This is a genomic window from Streptomyces sp. NBC_01476 (genome assembly GCF_036227265.1).
Classification (GTDB): Bacteria; Actinomycetota; Actinomycetes; order Streptomycetales; family Streptomycetaceae; genus Actinacidiphila.
Genome location: NZ_CP109446.1, coordinates 7,240,325 through 7,255,063, shown reverse-complemented (window position 1 = coordinate 7,255,063; position 14,739 = coordinate 7,240,325). Strand labels below are relative to the sequence as shown.

16 protein-coding genes are annotated in these 14,739 nt (G+C 71.4%); 10 read left to right on the top strand and 6 right to left on the bottom strand.

What is annotated here, in order from left to right:
- Positions 1–49 precede the first annotated feature (49 nt).
- Positions 50–667: a TOPRIM nucleotidyl transferase/hydrolase domain-containing protein gene (locus OG552_RS31575; protein ID WP_329138754.1), complete on the bottom strand. Its 618-nt coding sequence runs from the start codon at positions 665–667 to the stop codon at positions 50–52.
- Positions 668–1,160: 493 nt separating this feature from the next.
- Between OG552_RS31575 and OG552_RS31570 the strand changes: the two genes are divergently transcribed.
- The 7 genes from OG552_RS31570 to OG552_RS31540 all read left to right on the top strand — a co-directional run bounded on the left by OG552_RS31570 (position 1,161) and on the right by OG552_RS31540 (position 8,399).
- The gene (locus OG552_RS31570) at positions 1,161–1,880 is read left to right on the top strand and encodes a GntR family transcriptional regulator (RefSeq protein ID WP_329138752.1); all 720 of its coding nucleotides are present in this window, start codon (positions 1,161–1,163) and stop codon (positions 1,878–1,880) included.
- Between the two features lie 66 nt (positions 1,881–1,946).
- Positions 1,947–3,062 carry an ABC transporter substrate-binding protein gene (locus tag OG552_RS31565; RefSeq protein WP_329138750.1) on the top strand — a complete coding sequence of 372 codons (1,116 nt, stop codon included), beginning with the start codon at positions 1,947–1,949 and terminating at the stop codon, positions 3,060–3,062.
- A gap of 53 nt (positions 3,063–3,115) precedes the next feature.
- Positions 3,116–4,792, top strand: a complete 1,677-nt coding sequence (locus OG552_RS31560) for an ABC transporter permease (RefSeq protein WP_329138748.1) — start codon at positions 3,116–3,118, stop codon at positions 4,790–4,792.
- Complete coding sequence (locus tag OG552_RS31555) at positions 4,785–5,906, top strand: ABC transporter ATP-binding protein (RefSeq protein WP_329138746.1); 1,122 nt, start codon at positions 4,785–4,787, stop codon at positions 5,904–5,906. Before OG552_RS31560 ends, OG552_RS31555 begins: the two co-directional genes overlap by 8 nt.
- The gene (locus tag OG552_RS31550) at positions 5,890–7,284 is read left to right on the top strand and encodes an acyclic terpene utilization AtuA family protein (protein WP_329138744.1); all 1,395 of its coding nucleotides are present in this window, start codon (positions 5,890–5,892) and stop codon (positions 7,282–7,284) included. Before OG552_RS31555 ends, OG552_RS31550 begins: the two co-directional genes overlap by 17 nt.
- The gene (locus OG552_RS31545) at positions 7,277–7,657 is read left to right on the top strand and encodes a DUF4387 domain-containing protein (RefSeq protein WP_329138743.1); all 381 of its coding nucleotides are present in this window, start codon (positions 7,277–7,279) and stop codon (positions 7,655–7,657) included. Before OG552_RS31550 ends, OG552_RS31545 begins: the two co-directional genes overlap by 8 nt.
- Positions 7,650–8,399, top strand: coding sequence for an RraA family protein (locus OG552_RS31540; protein WP_329138741.1), 750 nt, complete (start codon positions 7,650–7,652; stop codon positions 8,397–8,399). The genes OG552_RS31545 and OG552_RS31540 overlap by 8 nt, the downstream gene beginning before the upstream one ends.
- Before the next feature lie 34 nt (positions 8,400–8,433).
- Here OG552_RS31540 and OG552_RS31535 read toward each other — a convergent pair whose 3' ends face one another.
- Entirely contained in the window at positions 8,434–9,351 is a 918-nt protein-coding gene (locus tag OG552_RS31535) for a UTP--glucose-1-phosphate uridylyltransferase (RefSeq protein ID WP_329138739.1), read from the bottom strand.
- A gap of 437 nt (positions 9,352–9,788) precedes the next feature.
- Here OG552_RS31535 and OG552_RS31530 point away from each other — a divergent pair, with 437 nt between their 5' ends.
- On the top strand, positions 9,789–10,337 hold the full coding sequence (locus OG552_RS31530) for a DUF1062 domain-containing protein (protein WP_329138737.1): 549 nt from the start codon (positions 9,789–9,791) through the stop codon (positions 10,335–10,337).
- Positions 10,338–10,441: 104 nt separating this feature from the next.
- Here OG552_RS31530 and OG552_RS31525 read toward each other — a convergent pair whose 3' ends face one another.
- On the bottom strand, positions 10,442–10,816 hold the full coding sequence (locus tag OG552_RS31525; RefSeq protein WP_329138734.1) for a winged helix-turn-helix transcriptional regulator: 375 nt from the start codon (positions 10,814–10,816) through the stop codon (positions 10,442–10,444).
- 245 nt (positions 10,817–11,061) lie between these two features.
- On the opposite strand from OG552_RS31525, the gene OG552_RS31520 reads away from it, so the two are divergent.
- Together OG552_RS31520 and OG552_RS31515 are read left to right on the top strand one after the other, a co-directional pair.
- On the top strand, positions 11,062–11,217 hold the full coding sequence (locus OG552_RS31520) for a hypothetical protein (protein ID WP_329138733.1): 156 nt from the start codon (positions 11,062–11,064) through the stop codon (positions 11,215–11,217).
- Between the two features lie 83 nt (positions 11,218–11,300).
- Positions 11,301–12,041: an alpha/beta hydrolase gene (locus tag OG552_RS31515; protein WP_329138731.1), complete on the top strand. Its 741-nt coding sequence runs from the start codon at positions 11,301–11,303 to the stop codon at positions 12,039–12,041.
- 11 nt (positions 12,042–12,052) lie between these two features.
- Here OG552_RS31515 and OG552_RS31510 read toward each other — a convergent pair whose 3' ends face one another.
- The 3 genes from OG552_RS31510 to OG552_RS31500 form a co-directional block, all read right to left on the bottom strand.
- Entirely contained in the window at positions 12,053–12,958 is a 906-nt protein-coding gene (locus OG552_RS31510; RefSeq protein WP_329138730.1) for an LLM class F420-dependent oxidoreductase, read from the bottom strand.
- Between the two features lie 196 nt (positions 12,959–13,154).
- Complete coding sequence (locus tag OG552_RS31505; protein ID WP_329138729.1) at positions 13,155–14,177, bottom strand: AraC family transcriptional regulator; 1,023 nt, start codon at positions 14,175–14,177, stop codon at positions 13,155–13,157.
- A gap of 97 nt (positions 14,178–14,274) precedes the next feature.
- A complete protein-coding gene (locus OG552_RS31500) occupies positions 14,275–14,685 on the bottom strand; it encodes an SDR family NAD(P)-dependent oxidoreductase (RefSeq protein WP_329138728.1) in 411 nt (136 codons plus the stop codon).
- Positions 14,686–14,739: the final 54 nt, after the last annotated feature.

Sequence of the window (14,739 nt, the reverse complement as noted above, 5' to 3'; positions counted from 1 at the left end):
CGTTGGGAGTGCGGGCGACCGCGCTGCGGCTCGCAGGTCGCCGACCCGGTCAGAGGGCGGCGAGCAGGCCGGCGAGGGGGGCGGGTACGCGGTCGGGGTCGAGTGCTTCGGCCAGGACGCGGCCGTAGCGGATCTTGCGGCCTTTCTTCGTGCCGAAGAAGCGCCGCAACTGCTGCTGTGAGGTGCGGCCCCGCTGCGCGGGCTGGCGCAGGAAGGTCCGCAGGGCGCGCAGGTCCCCCTCCGCCCGGACGAGTTCCTCCACCCTCCTCACACCCAGCGCGCGGATGAGTTCGTCCTCCAGGTCCGCGGCGCAGACGAAGAACCCCTGCCGCGCCGCACCGGCCCGCTCCAAGCCGCGGGTGCAGTAGCCGTACTCCGCCTCGTCGCACAGTCCGGTCAGGCGCAGGCCCAGGCCGGGTGGCCCGAGGAGGCGGGTGAAGCGTCCGACGCTCATCGCACCGCCCATCGGCAGGACACAGACTCCTTCTGCCGCCAGGTCCCGGCCGCGGCGCGCGGCAAGCGCGTCCACGGCCGCGACGTCGCTCGGCCCTTCGAGCAGGACGGCCGCCCGCACGGGCAGCCGCGCGGCCAACTCCCCCGCGGGTCCGCCGGGACCACCGGCCGCCCACGCGATGACCGCCTCCCGGAACGCCCCCATGTCCGCCATGGGAGGAGTCTGAGCGTCTTCCGCCCACCACGACAGCGATTTTCCCCGGGCGGCGGTCAGAGGGTGGGCAGCCGGGTCAGGCACATACGGTTCAGGCGGCCGGCGTCGCCCGCGCCTCGTTCGTTCGTCGTGGCGCCCCATCGACGGCGCGGCCGGGCAGCCGGGCGGGCGGAACTTGAGCGATCACCGGACTCCTCGCCGAACCGGGCACCGGCGGGCGCCTCGCAGACCGCGCCGAGCACTACGTACTGGCGCCGGCGGCCGGACTCCGGTCCGAGAAGTAGAAGAGCTGCCCCTTGCCGAGCGGCTGTGCCGCGGCGTGTCCCCGCCACAGAAGCAAGCCGTGCCTGCGTTCCCAGTGGACGGCGTGCGCGGCGTTGAACATCGGCGGCGGCGAAGGCGGCCAAGACGGCGAAGGCGTCCGGGACACCGGGCCGGACCCCGCCCGCACGGTCCGTTGACAGGCTTGCTATAGCGAATAGTATGTCCGGCCATGGGAACGCTTCCGCACCTCTCCTCCCCCGCGACCCTCGGCGACCAGGCCTACACCGCCATCCGCAGTGCGATCATCTCCGGTGCCCTGCAGCGGGGCGAACGCGTCACCGAACGGGGGCTGGCCGAGTCCATGGCCATCAGCCCGACCCCGGTGCGCGAGGCCCTGCGGAGGCTGGAGCAGGACCGGCTCGTGGAGCGGCTCGGTCCGCGCGAGGTGCGGATCGCCAAGTTCGACGAGAACGAACTGCGCGAGGTCACCCTCATCGAGGACGCCCTGCGCGCGCTCTCCGCGCGGCTCGCCGCGGAGAAGGCGACCGAAGAGCAACTCGGCGAGATGCGCCGGCTGCTCGACCACGCGGACACCGTGCGGGAGAAAGGGGCGGGCCTCGAACCCGGAAGCGCCGATGAGCGGGAACTGGCCGTCGCCATCCTCGATGACATGCGCCGCTTCCACGGCCTGGTGGACCGCGCGAGCGCCAACCCGACCCTGATCCAGATGCTGCACATGGTGGACGCCTTCGGCGCGGACGAACGGCGGCGCAGCGTCCTGGCCGAGGTCGGCGGCGACCGGCGCGGCGCGGCCGAGACCCGCTACGAACAGCACCGCGCCATCTTCGACGCGATCGTCGCCCGGGACGGCGACCTCGCGGAGGATCTGATGCGTTCCCACAGCCGGACGTCCAACAGGTCCCGCGTCACGGCGCGGTTCAGCGGCTGATCCAGAGCCCCCCGAGACGGATCTTCACGCGGCCGTCGATGCTATTGCAAATAGTGGAGGACAATGATGACCTCAACCACCAAGGCCCTGGTCCTGGGCGCCATATGCGCCCTCGGCCTGACCGCGTGCGGCAGTTCGTCCCCGGGACCGGCGTCCCAGGAGCCGGCCACCGCCGTCGACGTCGGTGCGGCCTCGGCCGTGACCCCTCCGGACGCCGCGACCCTCGCCGCCGCCAGGAAAGAGGGGTCGCTCCTGCTCTACACCAACGCCGACAACCAGCTCATGAAGCCGGTCACAGCGGCCTTCGAGGCGAAGTACCCGGGCATCCGGCTGCGGGTGCTGGACATGAACGACACCCAGATCTTCCAGCGGTACGCCACCGAGACGGCGACCGGCACCCGCTCGGCCGACGTGGTGATGACCACCGACGCCGTCGGAATGCTGGACTTCGTGAAGAAGGGCAACGTCGCCGACTACACCGATCCCAACGTGGCCAACCTGCCGGCGTACGCGCGACTCGCGCCCGGCGTGGTGGCGATGTCCGAGGACCCGGTGGTGGCCGCGTTCAACACCGCGCTGGTGCCGGAGGACCGGCAGCCCAAGGACATGGCCTCGCTGGCGCGGTTCGCCCGGTCGGCCAAGGGCAAGGTCGCCACCACCGACATCGGCAACCCGACCGAGTTCGGGGCGGTCGCCGGCTACCTGGGGGTGCACGGCGAAGAGGGCTGGAAGAACATCGAGGCCCTGGGCCCGGCCTCGGGCGTCGAGTCCGGCACCGGCAACCTGATGCAGAAGCTCGCCCAGGGCCAGTACGAGGCGACCTACTTCGTCGGCGGCACGGTCCGCGCCCTCATCACCGGTGACGCCGCCAAGGTCCTCAACTACAGCTACCTCACCGACGGCACCCCCCTCGTGCCGCGCGCCGTCGCGGTCACCAAGGGCGCGAAGTCACCCGCGGCGGCAAGGGTCTTCGTGAACTTCGTCCTGTCCGTGGAGGGCCAGGAAGCCGCCTGCAAAGGCGGGTTCACCCCCTACCGGGCGGGCGTGAAGTGCGCCTACGGGCTGCCCGCCATCCAGCAGGCGGTGGGGGCCGGGAATGTGATCGTCGGCGGCTACCCGGCCGATCTGTCCGAACAGCAGCCCACCATCGTCGCGCGCTGGAAGAAGGCGTTCGGCCGGTGACGCTCACCTTGTCCCGGCCGCGGCGCGGGAGCCCCGGAATCCGGCGACCGCTGGTGCCCACCACAGCCCGCCACTACCTGATCTGGGCCGCCGCCCTGCTGCTGATCGTCGGACCGGTCGTCCCCGTCGCCGTCGCGTCGCTGTGGTCGACCCCGCTCTACGAGCACGGCGGCCATCCGACCCTGCACAACTTCCGCTCGCTCTTCGCCGACGGCGACTGGTGGACCGCGGTCGCCAACAGCGTGCTGTTCGCCGTGCTCAACACGGTGGGCTCGGTCGTCCTCGGGGTGGTGTCCGCCGTCCTGTTCACCCGTACCGACCTGCCGGGCCGCAGGGTGCTGACGACGGTCCTGCTCATGCCGCTGATGCTGCCGGGAATCGTGCTGATCCTCGGCTGGGCGCAGATGTGGAGCCCGTCGGGGTTCGCCTCGTCGTGGCTGGAGGTGCACACCTTCCTGTCCATGCCGGTCGGCCTCTACAGCATCCCGGGCATGGCGCTGGTCGGTACGACCGTGGCGGCGCCGGTGGTGTTCCTGCTGTGCCGCGGCACCCTGACGGCGGTGGATCCGGCACTGGAGGACGCCGCCCGCACCTCGGGGGCCGGGCCGCTGCGTGCCCTGGTCTCGGTGAGCCTTCCCCTGCTGCGGCCCGCGGTGACCAACGCCGCGCTGCTGGTCTTCACCCTCTCCCTCGAAGTGCTGGGCCTGCCCCTGATCCTGGGCTTCTCCAGCAAGATCGACCTGATCTCCACCTACCTGTACGACAACTGGGTCAATGTCTCCCCCTCCCGGCAGGGCCTGGTGTCGGCGGGCGCGATCTGCCTGCTGGCCGCGGTGTCGGGACTGCTGTTCCTGCGCAACCGGCTGGTCGGCGACACCGCCAGGTTCACCACGACCACCGGCAAGCCCACCGCGGCACGGGCGGTCCGGATCGGCCCGGTGCGCTGGGCGCTCAGCGGCGTACTCGGCCTGGTCCTCGCGGTGTTCGTGATCGTGCCGCTGGTGGGGGTGGTGCTCACCGCGTTCACCACCATCCTGTCGCCGTTCGTGTCGCCGTGGTCGGTGCTGACCACCGCGAACTTCTCCGACGTCTTCGGCAATCCGCTCTACACCAAGTCCCTCACCGACAGCCTTCTCATCGCCGGGGTGGGAGGGGCGCTCACCACTCTCGTCATCGCGCTGCTGTCGGTGGTGGCACACCGCTCGGACTTCCGTTTCCGCGGCTCGCTGCAACAGGGGATGCTCTGGCCGCGGATGATGCCCGGGCTGATCACCGGTATGGCGTTCTTCTGGAGCTTCGCGCTCCTGGACCGGTCGGGCACGCTGCGCGCCAGCCTGTGGGGTCTGGGCCTGGCGGTGGCGGTACGGAGCCTGGCCTTCGGCTACAGCGCCTTCTATCCGGCGCTCGCCGGCATCGGCCGCGATCTGGACCACGCGGCCCGCACCTCGGGGGCGTCCTGGTGGCGGGCGATGCGGACCGTCGTCCTGCGGCTGGTGGCCCCGGCGATGGCCGCCTCGTTCGTCCTGCTCTTCGTCGCCATGCTCAACGACGCCGAGCCGGCCGTCTTCCTGGTCACCGACAAGACCCCGGTCCTCGGACTCACCATGCTGCAGCTGGCAGCGACAAGCACCGGCGGCACCGTCGCCGCGTTGGGAGTGATCCAGATGGTCATCACCCTGGTCGTCCTCGGGGCCGGCCGCGCCCTGGTGGGGGTGCGTCCTCGTGCCTAGCCTCCACCTGACGGGAGTCGGCAAGCGCTTCGCGGGCCACACCGCCCTGCACGACCTGACCCTCACCGTGCAGGACGGTGAGATCTTCACCCTGCTGGGCCCGAGCGGCTGCGGCAAGTCCACCACGCTGTGGTCCATAGCCGGCCTGCACCGGCCCGACTCCGGCACGATCTCCTTCGGCGACCGCGTCGTCTACGACCACGGCCGGGTCGACGTCGAGCCCGAGCACCGCAACTGCGGCGTGGTCTTCCAGTCGTACGCGATCTGGCCGCACATGTCGGTGCGCGACAACGTCGCCTACCCGCTCAAGATCCGCAAGGTCGACAGGCGGGAACGGGCCCGCCGGGTCGAGGAAGTGCTCGACCTGGTCGAACTCGGCAGGCACGCGTCGCGGTATCCGCACGAACTCTCCGGCGGGCAGCAGCAGCGCGTCGCGCTGGCCCGGGCGCTCGCCCACCCGCCGGACATGCTGCTGCTGGACGAGCCGTTCTCCAACCTCGACGCCAAGCTCCGCGACCGCTCCCGCCAGTGGCTGAAGACCCTTCAGGAGCAGGTCGGCGTCACCACCGTCTTCGTCACGCACGACCAGGACGAGGCGCTGTCGGTCAGTGACCGGATCCTGGTCATGGACCAGGGCCGGGTCCGGCAGATCGGCACCCCCGCCGAGGTGTACGAGGAGCCCGCGGACCTGTTCGTCGCCGGCTTCGTCGGGACCGCCAACATCCTCCCGGCCACTGTCGTCGAGGCGGACGGCACCTGCGCGGTGGTGCGGCTCGACGGCGTGGCCGGACCGGACGGCGTGCTGAAGGTGCCGCACCGATCACGCGAGTTGGGCCCGGTGAGCATCTGCGTCCGCCCGGAGAACGTCGAGATCCGCAGGGCCGAAGCGGCAGACGGTACGGAGCCGGGCGCCATCACCGTGCCGGTCGAGAGCAGCTCCTATCTCGGTGACCACTACCGCTACGGCGTCACCGTCGGCGGCTCCCCGCTGACGGTGAGCACCACCCGCCGGGTCGGCACCGGCACCCTCACCGTCCGCTTCCCACCGGAAGACGTACGGATCTACCACCCCGAACCCCGACCCGAGGAGACCACCCATGCCCTCGTCCACTGATGCTGCCGCCGAGCGCTGCGGCATCCTGGTGCCCTCTGGGATGCTGGGTGCCGGATTCGACCCGGCGACGGTCGCCCGCGGCCTGACCCTCGGGCCCGACGTGATCGCCGTCGACGGCGGTTCGACCGACTCCGGCCCGTACTACCTGGGCACCGGCACCGCGAAGACCACCGCTGCCGCGGTCGCCCGTGATCTGCGCATCCTGCTGCGGGCCGCGGCCGAGGCCGGTATCCCGCTCGTGGTGGGCTCCTGCGGCACCAGCGGCACGGACTCCGGCGTCGACTGGGTCGCCGGCATCGTGCGGGAGGTCATGGCGGAGGAGGGCCTGGATCTGCGGATCGCCACGGTCTACAGCGAGCAGGAGGCGTCCTTCCTCAAGGAGCAGCTCGACGCCGGCCGTATCCACCCGCTGCCGCCGGCCGGGCCGCTGACGGCTTCCACCCTGGAGGACTGCGCCCACATCGTCGGCATGATGGGGCACGAGCCGTTCGCCGAGGCCATCGCGGCCGGCGCCCAGGTGGTCCTGGCCGGGCGCGCCACGGACACCGCCGTCGCGGCGGCCGTGCCGTTGATGCGGGGCATGCCGGCCGGGCCGACCTGGCACGCGGCGAAGATCGTCGAGTGCGGCGGGCAGTGCACCACCAACCCCAGGACCGGCGGGGTGTTCGCCACCATCGACCACGGCGGTTTCACCATCGAGCCGCTCGACCCCGACACCGCGTGCACCCCCATCTCCGTTGCCGCGCACATGCTCTACGAGACCGTCGACCCGTACCGGATGCGCGAGCCGGCCGGCACTCTCGACGTCTCGGACGCCACCTACGAAGCCCTCGACGAGCGCCGGGTCCGGGTGGAGGGTTCGCGCTTCGAGCCGGCCGCGCAGCACACCATCAAGCTGGAAGGTGCCCGGGTCACCGGCTACGAGACGGTCTCCTTCACCGGTGTCCGTGACCCCTACATCGCGGCGAACATCGACCGCTGGGCCGAACTGCTCCGGACGGTCCTCGTCGAGCGGGTGGCGCAGACCCTCGGCCTCACCGAGGACGACTACGCCTTCGACATCCGCCTCTACGGCCACAACGCCATCCTGGAGAATCTCGACCCCGACGGGCGGCCGCCGCGTGAGGTCGGTGTGATGCTCGTCGTCAACGCCTCGGACCAGCGCACCGCGACCGCGGTGGCCAAGGTCGCCAATCCGCTGATGCTGCACCTGCCGCTGCCGGAGATGGCGTATCTGCCGAGCTTCGCCTTCCCCGCCTCGCCCGCCGAGACCGAGCGGGGCGCCGCGTACGCCTTCACGCTCAATCACGTCGTCGACGTGGATTCCCCCACCGGCCTGTTCCGCACCGCTCACGACTGGACGGCGACCCGTGCCTGACACCGCCACCGAAGCCCCCGTACTCGCCGACTACGCGATCGAGGTCCGCTCGAAGAACGCCGGCCCCTTCTGGGTGACCATGGAGCTCTTCATGCGGGACGCCGCCGGGTACGCCATCGCCGCCGACGAGGAGTTGGTCAACGAGGCGCTGATCTCAGAGCTGTACGCCGTGCCCGCAGAGACGGTGCGGATCTTCCGCCTCCCGGCGCTCAACGTCGTCAAGATCTCCTTCCCGCGCCCCGTCAGCCAGGCGGGCCTGCGCGACCGGGACGTCCACGCGGGGCAGCACCATGTGCCGCTCGCCTGCGTACGGGTGCCGGCCCGTCACCTGCCCGCCGGCGCCAAGGACGACGAAGGAGACGGTCGTGCCTGAGCCCGCCGCCGCGCCCGGGCGGACCGTGCAGGACGGGAGCGGTCCCGCGGTCGGGGCCGCGCAACTCGCCGCGCTGCGCGCGCTGGACACCCCGACCGTCTGCAACGCCCTCGACCTGGTCGACCCCGCGTTCGGCCTGCACGCCGTCACCTCCCGGCCGCTGCGCTGCGTCTACCCCCACCTGCCCCCCATGGTGGGCTTCGCCAGGACCGCGACGATCCGCGCGGCCACACCGCCCCGGGACCGGGCCGCGACCGCGGAGCTGCGCGTCGCCTACTACGAGTACGTCGCGCGCGGCCCCGGTCCGACGGTCGTGGTGATGGAGGACCTCGACGGCGAACTGGCCGGCAGCGGCTGCATGTGGGGTGAGGTGAACACCACGATCCACCAGCGGCTCGGGAGCCTGGGCGTGGTCACCAACGGTTCGGTGCGCGACGTGCCGGACAACGCCGAGGGTTTCCAGCTGCTGGCCGGCGGGGTGGTTCCCTCCCGCGCCCACACCCATGTCGTCTCCTTCGGCGAGCCGGTCACGGTGCACGGTATGGCCGTCCGGCACGGCGACCTGGTCCACGCCGACCAGCACGGTGCCGTGGTGGTCCCGGCCTCCCTCGTCGACGAGGTCGTGGCGGCGGCGGGCACGGTGACCCGCCGCGAGCAGGCGCTTCTGGCGTCCGTACGGAAGGACGGCTTCACCGTCTCCGTCCTGCGGGAGGCCATGCGCGCGTCGTCCGAGCTCCATTGACGGCGCCGGCCCGCGCGCCGCTGCGGGCCCGCCGTCAGGTCGCGCCGGACAGGTCGGTGCCCGCGTCGAGGTCGCGGGCGAGCCGGCGCAGCGGCGGACCGTATTCGGGATGGGCCAGGGCGGAGGCGAACTGGGCGATCAGGTAGGCCGCGGGGTTGCCGGTGTCGTACCAGCGGCCCTGGATGACCTGTCCGTACACCGCGCGGTCGGCCGCATAGGCGTTGATCGCGTCGGTCAGATAGATCTCACCGGTGCGGTGCTCGTACCACCGTCTGGTCTGCTCACGGAGCTCGTCGACGATGCCAGGGGTGACGACGTAGCCGCCGATCGCGGCGTAGGCCGACGGCGCGTCCTCGGGCTTGGGCTTTTCGACCAGGCCGGTGATCCGCAGCAGACCGTCGTCCAGGTCCTCCTTGACCACGGGCACGCCGTACCGGTGCGTCTCCGCCGGCTCCACCGGCATGAGGGCCAGCACCGGGCAACCGGTCGCCTCGTATGCGCTGATGAGCTGCTGGGCGCGAGGCACCTCGGCGACGAAGACGTCGTCGGGCCAGAGCACGAGCATCGGCTCGTCACCGACGTTCCGCGCCGCGTTCAGGACCGGGGTGCCGTTGCCGTACGGGCCCTGCTGGTCGAGGTAGGTGATGTGGCCCTCGCGGGCCAGGTCCGCGACCTCCTCCACCGCCTCCGCGTACCCGTTCTTCCCGTCCGCGCGCAGCCGATCGACCAGAGCGGGGTTGGGGCGGAAGTGATCCTGGATCAGGGACTTCCCGCCGGACACGACGATGGTGATGTCCGTGATGCCGGACGTCACCAGTTCACGGACGGTGTGCTCGATCACCGGCATGTCGCCGACCGGCAGCATCTCTTTCGGGATGGCCTTGGTCAGGGGCAGGAGGCGGGAGCCGAGTCCGGCGGCGGGGATCACGGCCCTGCGGATCGTCGGGGGCATCAGGTCTCTCTCGGTCGGCCGGGTGACCGTGCCGGCCGGCACGGCGGCCTTCGACGCTACCAACGCCGCCGGCGGATCACCGGCCGGGCGCGTCGGGGCGGAGAGTCCTGGCGATCACGGACACGGTCGGATGCTCGACGAAGAACGCCTCGTCCGGGCGCCCCGTCACGGAACCGGAACCAGAACCGGAAGCGGCACCGGAGCCGGCACCGGCCCCCTCTGTGCTCCGACGGACGGGACCTCGCGGTGAGGCGGCCCGAAAACCGGTGGAACCGCGGCGCCGTGCGCAACTACCGTGCTGCCGGACCGAGTCGCCCAGTCAAGGACGCACCGTTGTACACCCTGTGAGACCCCCCGAGTGCTGATTCGTAGCGCGTCGCGCATGTGCGCCGCGCTCCTTTTTGCTGCGGACTTCTCACTGAAACCGGTGTACTTCTGTGCTCGATATCTGGGTGGTCATGCCCACCTGCCTGCCGCTCGTCCGCCGCCGCTGCCACGCGTGCGCGTCCGAGCGCTTCAAGGCGAGCGGCAAATTCCGCGTCAACGCGAACCACAAACTCATCGACGCGTGGCTCCTCGTGCTCTGCACCGCCTGCGGGGAAACCGCGAAGCTCACGGTCCTGGAGCGGGAGAACGTGCGCTCCGTACGACCCGGGCTGCTGGACCGGCTGCACGCCAACGACCCCGGTCTGACAGCCGAGTTGCTCCAGGATCCGCTGGTCCTGCACCGTCATCGCATCGCCCTCGACTGGGACGGCGCCTGGCGCCTCGACACCGGCGGATGGGAGCACCTGGACCGCGAGGTGATCGATGTCCTGGTCCGCTTCACGGCACGGATCCCGGTCCGGCCGGTGCGGCTGATCGCCGAAGGCTGCCGCCTCTCGCGGGCCGAGACCGAGAGACTGATCACGGCGGGCACGCTCGTTTCAGCGGTCCGGCTGAGCGGCAAACTCCCCGGCGACTTCACCTTCACGCTCAAGCGCTGAGCCCTCCCCGGGGCCAGGGGGCCTGTCCGGCGACACCCGCAGGACAGGCCCTGCGCGGGGCTGAACACGGGGCCGGAGCACGGGGCCGGAGCACGGGGCCGATGTCAGCCGGCGGCCGCGTCCCCTTCCGCCGCTTCCTGGAAGCTGACAATGGCCTCGCCGTACGACTTCGCCCATTCCGAGAGGACGGCGATGGGTTCGACGAGTGTCCGGCCGAGGTCGGTCAGGCTGTACTCGACGCGCGGGGGCGTCTCGGCGTACGCGCGCCGGTCGACGAGGCCGTAGCCCTGGAGGCGGCGCAGCGTCTGGGTGAGGACCTTGCGCGAGATGCCGCCGACGAGGTCGACGAGTTCGCCGTGCCGGCACGGCTTACGACTGAGTGCGAACACCACGACGACGGCCCACTTGTCGGTCATGATCTCGATCGCCAGCCGAGCGGGGCAGTCGGCGAGGAAGACGTCTCCCGCCGAGTTGGTCATGGGCCAAAGGTTACCAGAAGGTACCTATTGGCTCAGTAACGTCTCTCTCATGCGGCCGACGGTCGCACGAAAACACAAAGACCCCGGCGAGGACGACTGCCAGAGACAGCGGAATGACGGAATTCCCTCTGCGGGACGCCCGGACGCGGGTGTTTCGGCGACCGCACGGACGGACCGATGCGCAGGCCCGCCCTGCCCCTTCCGCGCACCATCCATCTGAACAGCCGCGAGTTGTCATGCCACCAATGCCACCCATTTCCGTACCCGACCAGATCAGCGCGGACACCGGCACCGCGAAACGCAAAAGCGGCGCCGCCGCGTCCACAAGCGCCGCGTTCCCCGATATCCGCAACACCTGCACATCCGCAGGACACATCAATACGCGGGCCGCGTTCTCCTGATCGAGCTCGGGGTCTTTCGCCCCCGAGGTCCCACCGGTATCGCGCCAACCACCTGATGGTCAGCCATCGAAAGGAAACATGTCATGAGTACGCCCAGCACGACGACCTACGTTCTCGTCCACGGCGCCTGGCACAGCGGCCAGGTCTGGGACCGGGTGGTCCCGCTGCTGGCCCGGGCCGGTCATCGTGTGTTCGCGCCGTCGCTCACCGCCCACGGCGAGAAGGCGCATCTGCTCAGCCCTGAGGTGGGGCTCGACACGCACGTCGCCGATATCGTCGGTCTCCTCGTCGGGGAAGATCTCACCGATGTCGTCCTTGTCGGGCACAGTTACGCCGGGATGGTCACCTCATCGGTGGCCCACCGGGTTCCGGAGCGGATCGCCGAGCTGGTCCACATCGACGCGATGGTCCCGGCCGACGGTGAGAGCGCGATCGACGTCATGCCCGTGACGCAGTCCATGATCGACCTCGCGGCGGGCTCCGAAGCTCCCTGGCGTATCCCGCCCCTGCCCGAAATGCCGCCGCCGATGGGTCTGTTCGGGGTCACCGACCCGGCGGACATCGCCTGGCTGCGCACGATGGTGTCGGACGAGTCGGTGCGCTGCTTCCAGCAGCCGGCCCGGCTGGGCAACCCGGCGGCGGACGCGATCCCCCGCACGCACATCCACTGTGTCGGCAGTGAGCCGGAGGGCTTGATCCGGCGCCCTGTCCCCGCGACCCAGCCCAACGGCGCCCCGTCGCAGGTGTGGGAGTTGCGGAGCGGCCATGACTGCATGATCACCGTGCCGGCCGAACTCGCCGCTCTCCTGCTGAAGTTCGGCTGATCCCCCCGGCGTCATCCACCCACCAGTGCCGGCGCCGGCTCCCGCCAGGGCTCGGTGGGCAGTCCGAAGGGTGACTCCATCAGGACCTGGACGCAGACGTGGTCGGCCCCGGCCGCGTGGTGCTCGCGGACCCGCCGCAGGATCGCCGCTTCGTCGCCCCAGGCGATCAGCGCCTCGGCCAGCCGGTCGGAGCCGCCGCGTACCAGATCCGTCTCGTCGAAGCCGCCTCGCAGCCAGTTGTTGCGGTAGTTCGGCAGGCCCGTGTAGATGTCCAGGTGGGCGTGGGCCCGGCGCAGCGCCGTCTCCCGGTCCGTAGTGAGCACGGCGCCCATCTCCACGGCCACGATCTTGTCGGGTCCCAACGCGGCCCGCGCCAGGGCGGTCTGATCCGGTGTCACCAGGTAGGGGTGGCTGCCGTCCGCCAGTTCGCGGCTCACCTCCAGCATCCGGGGGCCGAGGGCGGCGATCACGACGGGCGGGCGCGGTTCGGCGGACTCCGCGGCGTAGAAGGTCGCTCCGGCCATCGCCGTGAGGTACTCCCGCATGGCGGACACCGGCCGGGTGTAGCTGCCCCCGCGCACCCGCTCGACCAGTGGCCGGTGGCTGACACCGAGCCCGAGTACGAACCGCCCGTCGTAGGTCGCGGACAGCGTGCGTGAGGCGGCGTTGGCGGCGACCGGGTCACGTGCCCAAATGGTGGCGATGCCGGTCGCCACCCGCATCCGCCGGGTCGCCGCGAGCAGCAGCCCGGCCTGGGTGAACGCCTCCCGGCCGTAGGCCTCGCCGAACCACAGCGTGCCCCAGCCCTGCGCCTCCAACTCGGCTGCCGCCTGCCCGGCCACCGCCGGGGTCACCGCGTTCAGGCTCTCCGTCCAGATCCCGACGGGCCCCAGCCCGGCCTCTTCAGCCGTCGTCACGCCGCGCTCTCCCGACTCGGTGCCGGTGTCCCTGGCGTTGGCTTCTCCCCGGAGGCGCCGTACGGGCGCTGTGCGTTCGGTTCCGGGGCGCCGACCGCGCCGTGCATCTGTGCTTGGGCCATGACCGGACAGTACGAGCCGATCCGGCCCGGCCGCCATGACCGTAGCGCTCAGGATCATTGACCCGGGCGGTCGCTCAGCCGCCGGGCCGGTAGGAGCGGGGCGGAGAGCCGGTCCAGCGCTTGAAGGCGCGGTGGAAGGCGCTGGGCTGGGAGAAGCCAAGACGCTGCGACAGGTCGGCGAGGGAAACGGTGCCTTCGGCGAGTGCCGCGATGGCCTCGTCACGGCGCAGTTGGTCACGGATCCGCTGGAAGGAGGTGCCCTCTGCCGCCAGCCGGCGGCGCAGGGTCTGCGCGCTCACCGCCAGCCGGGCGGCCACGTCCTGTGCGTCGGGCATCCGGTCCGGCAGCGACTGCCCGAGCAGTTGGCGGACGCGGGCGGCGGCGGTGCGGCCGTGGTTGAGCCGGGCCAGCACGTCACCGGGTGCGCGGCGCAGGAAGTCGCGGACGCCGGCTTCGTCCTGGAGCACCGGCTGCGCGAGGACCGCGCGGTCGAAGACGAGGGCGGTGGCCGGGGCCCGGAAGACGCACCGCGTGCCGTAGAGCAGGTCGTACTCCCGTACATGGCCGGGCGCCGGATGGCTGAACTCCACGCGGGTCAGGTCGATCCTCCGGCGGAGCAGCCAGCCCGCGAAGCGGTGCACAACGGCGGTGGCGGACTCGGCGAGGTAGTGATCGGGGTCGTGGAAGCCGGTGAGATCGAGGACCACGCGCGCGTCGTCGGCTGTTTCCTCCAGCCGGAACCGGGGCCCATCGGGGAAGAGCCGGTAGAAGGCGCCGGCGCGGTTCAGCGCGGACCGCAGGTCGGGCGTGTGCACCACGGTGTGGCACATCATCGCGAAGGTGCCGACCTTCAGGGGCCGCGGTCCGAGACCCTGCAGCTCGTCGTCGAGCGCGTACCAGACCTCCCGGGTGAGCCGGGCGAACTGCGCGGGCGACACCCGGGCGAGCGGCACCTCCAGCAGCGCCGGCGGGATGGCCGCGCGGGTGAGGAGTTCCGCGGTGTCCAGGCCCTGCCGCTCGGCGCCCCGCAGTGCCGCCCGGACATAGTGGACGGCGACGGAGCGGGTCGGCGTGCCGTGCGCGGAGACTCTCGCCATGCCCGCCGAGCGTACGGGACCCGGCCGGCCCCGGAGGCCGACGGCCGCACGCCACGGTCCCGGTCCCGCTGAGGGTCGCGAGGGCGGGCGCACCCACCTACCGGGCGACATACGGCCGGCCGCGGAGGTAGGTGAACCACGATGCCGCGGAGAGCACGTTGATCATGCCGCCTCCGCCGTTGCGGCCGAGGACCGGCGCGAAGGCGCGGATCATCGACAGGGTGCCGAAGAGGTTGGTCTCGATCTCGGTGCGGATCGCCCGCAGGTCACCGGTGACGAGGTCCTGCGCGAGCGCGACGCCGGCGTTGTTGACCAGCAGCGTCACATCCGGTGCCTGCGCGGCGGCCACGGCCACCGAGGTGCCGTCGGTGATGTCCAGAAGGAGGGGCTGCGTGCCGGGGACGGAGAGCCGCCCGGCGTCGCGAACGGCCGCGTACACCTTGGACGCTCCCCGTTCCAGCAGGGCGCGGGCGAACTCCTTGCCGATGCCTCTGTTCGCCCCCGTCACCAAAGCGACGGATTGCTCGATTTTCCTGCAGACCTCCGTTGTGCCACCGAACGG

Excerpts from the sequence above, each read along its gene's own strand:
- OG552_RS31520 (WP_329138733.1), top strand. The coding sequence starts at position 11,062 with ATGCCACCCATTTCCGTACCCGACCAGATCAGCGCGGACACCGGCACC.
- OG552_RS31525 (WP_329138734.1), bottom strand. The coding sequence starts at position 10,816 with ATGACCAACTCGGCGGGAGACGTCTTCCTCGCCGACTGCCCCGCTCGG.
- OG552_RS31515 (WP_329138731.1), top strand. The coding sequence starts at position 11,301 with ATGAGTACGCCCAGCACGACGACCTACGTTCTCGTCCACGGCGCCTGG.
- OG552_RS31570 (WP_329138752.1), top strand. The coding sequence starts at position 1,161 with ATGGGAACGCTTCCGCACCTCTCCTCCCCCGCGACCCTCGGCGACCAG.
- OG552_RS31535 (WP_329138739.1), bottom strand. The coding sequence starts at position 9,351 with ATGCCCCCGACGATCCGCAGGGCCGTGATCCCCGCCGCCGGACTCGGC.
- OG552_RS31565 (WP_329138750.1), top strand. The coding sequence starts at position 1,947 with ATGACCTCAACCACCAAGGCCCTGGTCCTGGGCGCCATATGCGCCCTC.
- OG552_RS31550 (WP_329138744.1), top strand. The coding sequence starts at position 5,890 with ATGCCCTCGTCCACTGATGCTGCCGCCGAGCGCTGCGGCATCCTGGTG.
- OG552_RS31505 (WP_329138729.1), bottom strand. The coding sequence starts at position 14,177 with ATGGCGAGAGTCTCCGCGCACGGCACGCCGACCCGCTCCGTCGCCGTC.
- OG552_RS31575 (WP_329138754.1), bottom strand. The coding sequence starts at position 667 with ATGGCGGACATGGGGGCGTTCCGGGAGGCGGTCATCGCGTGGGCGGCC.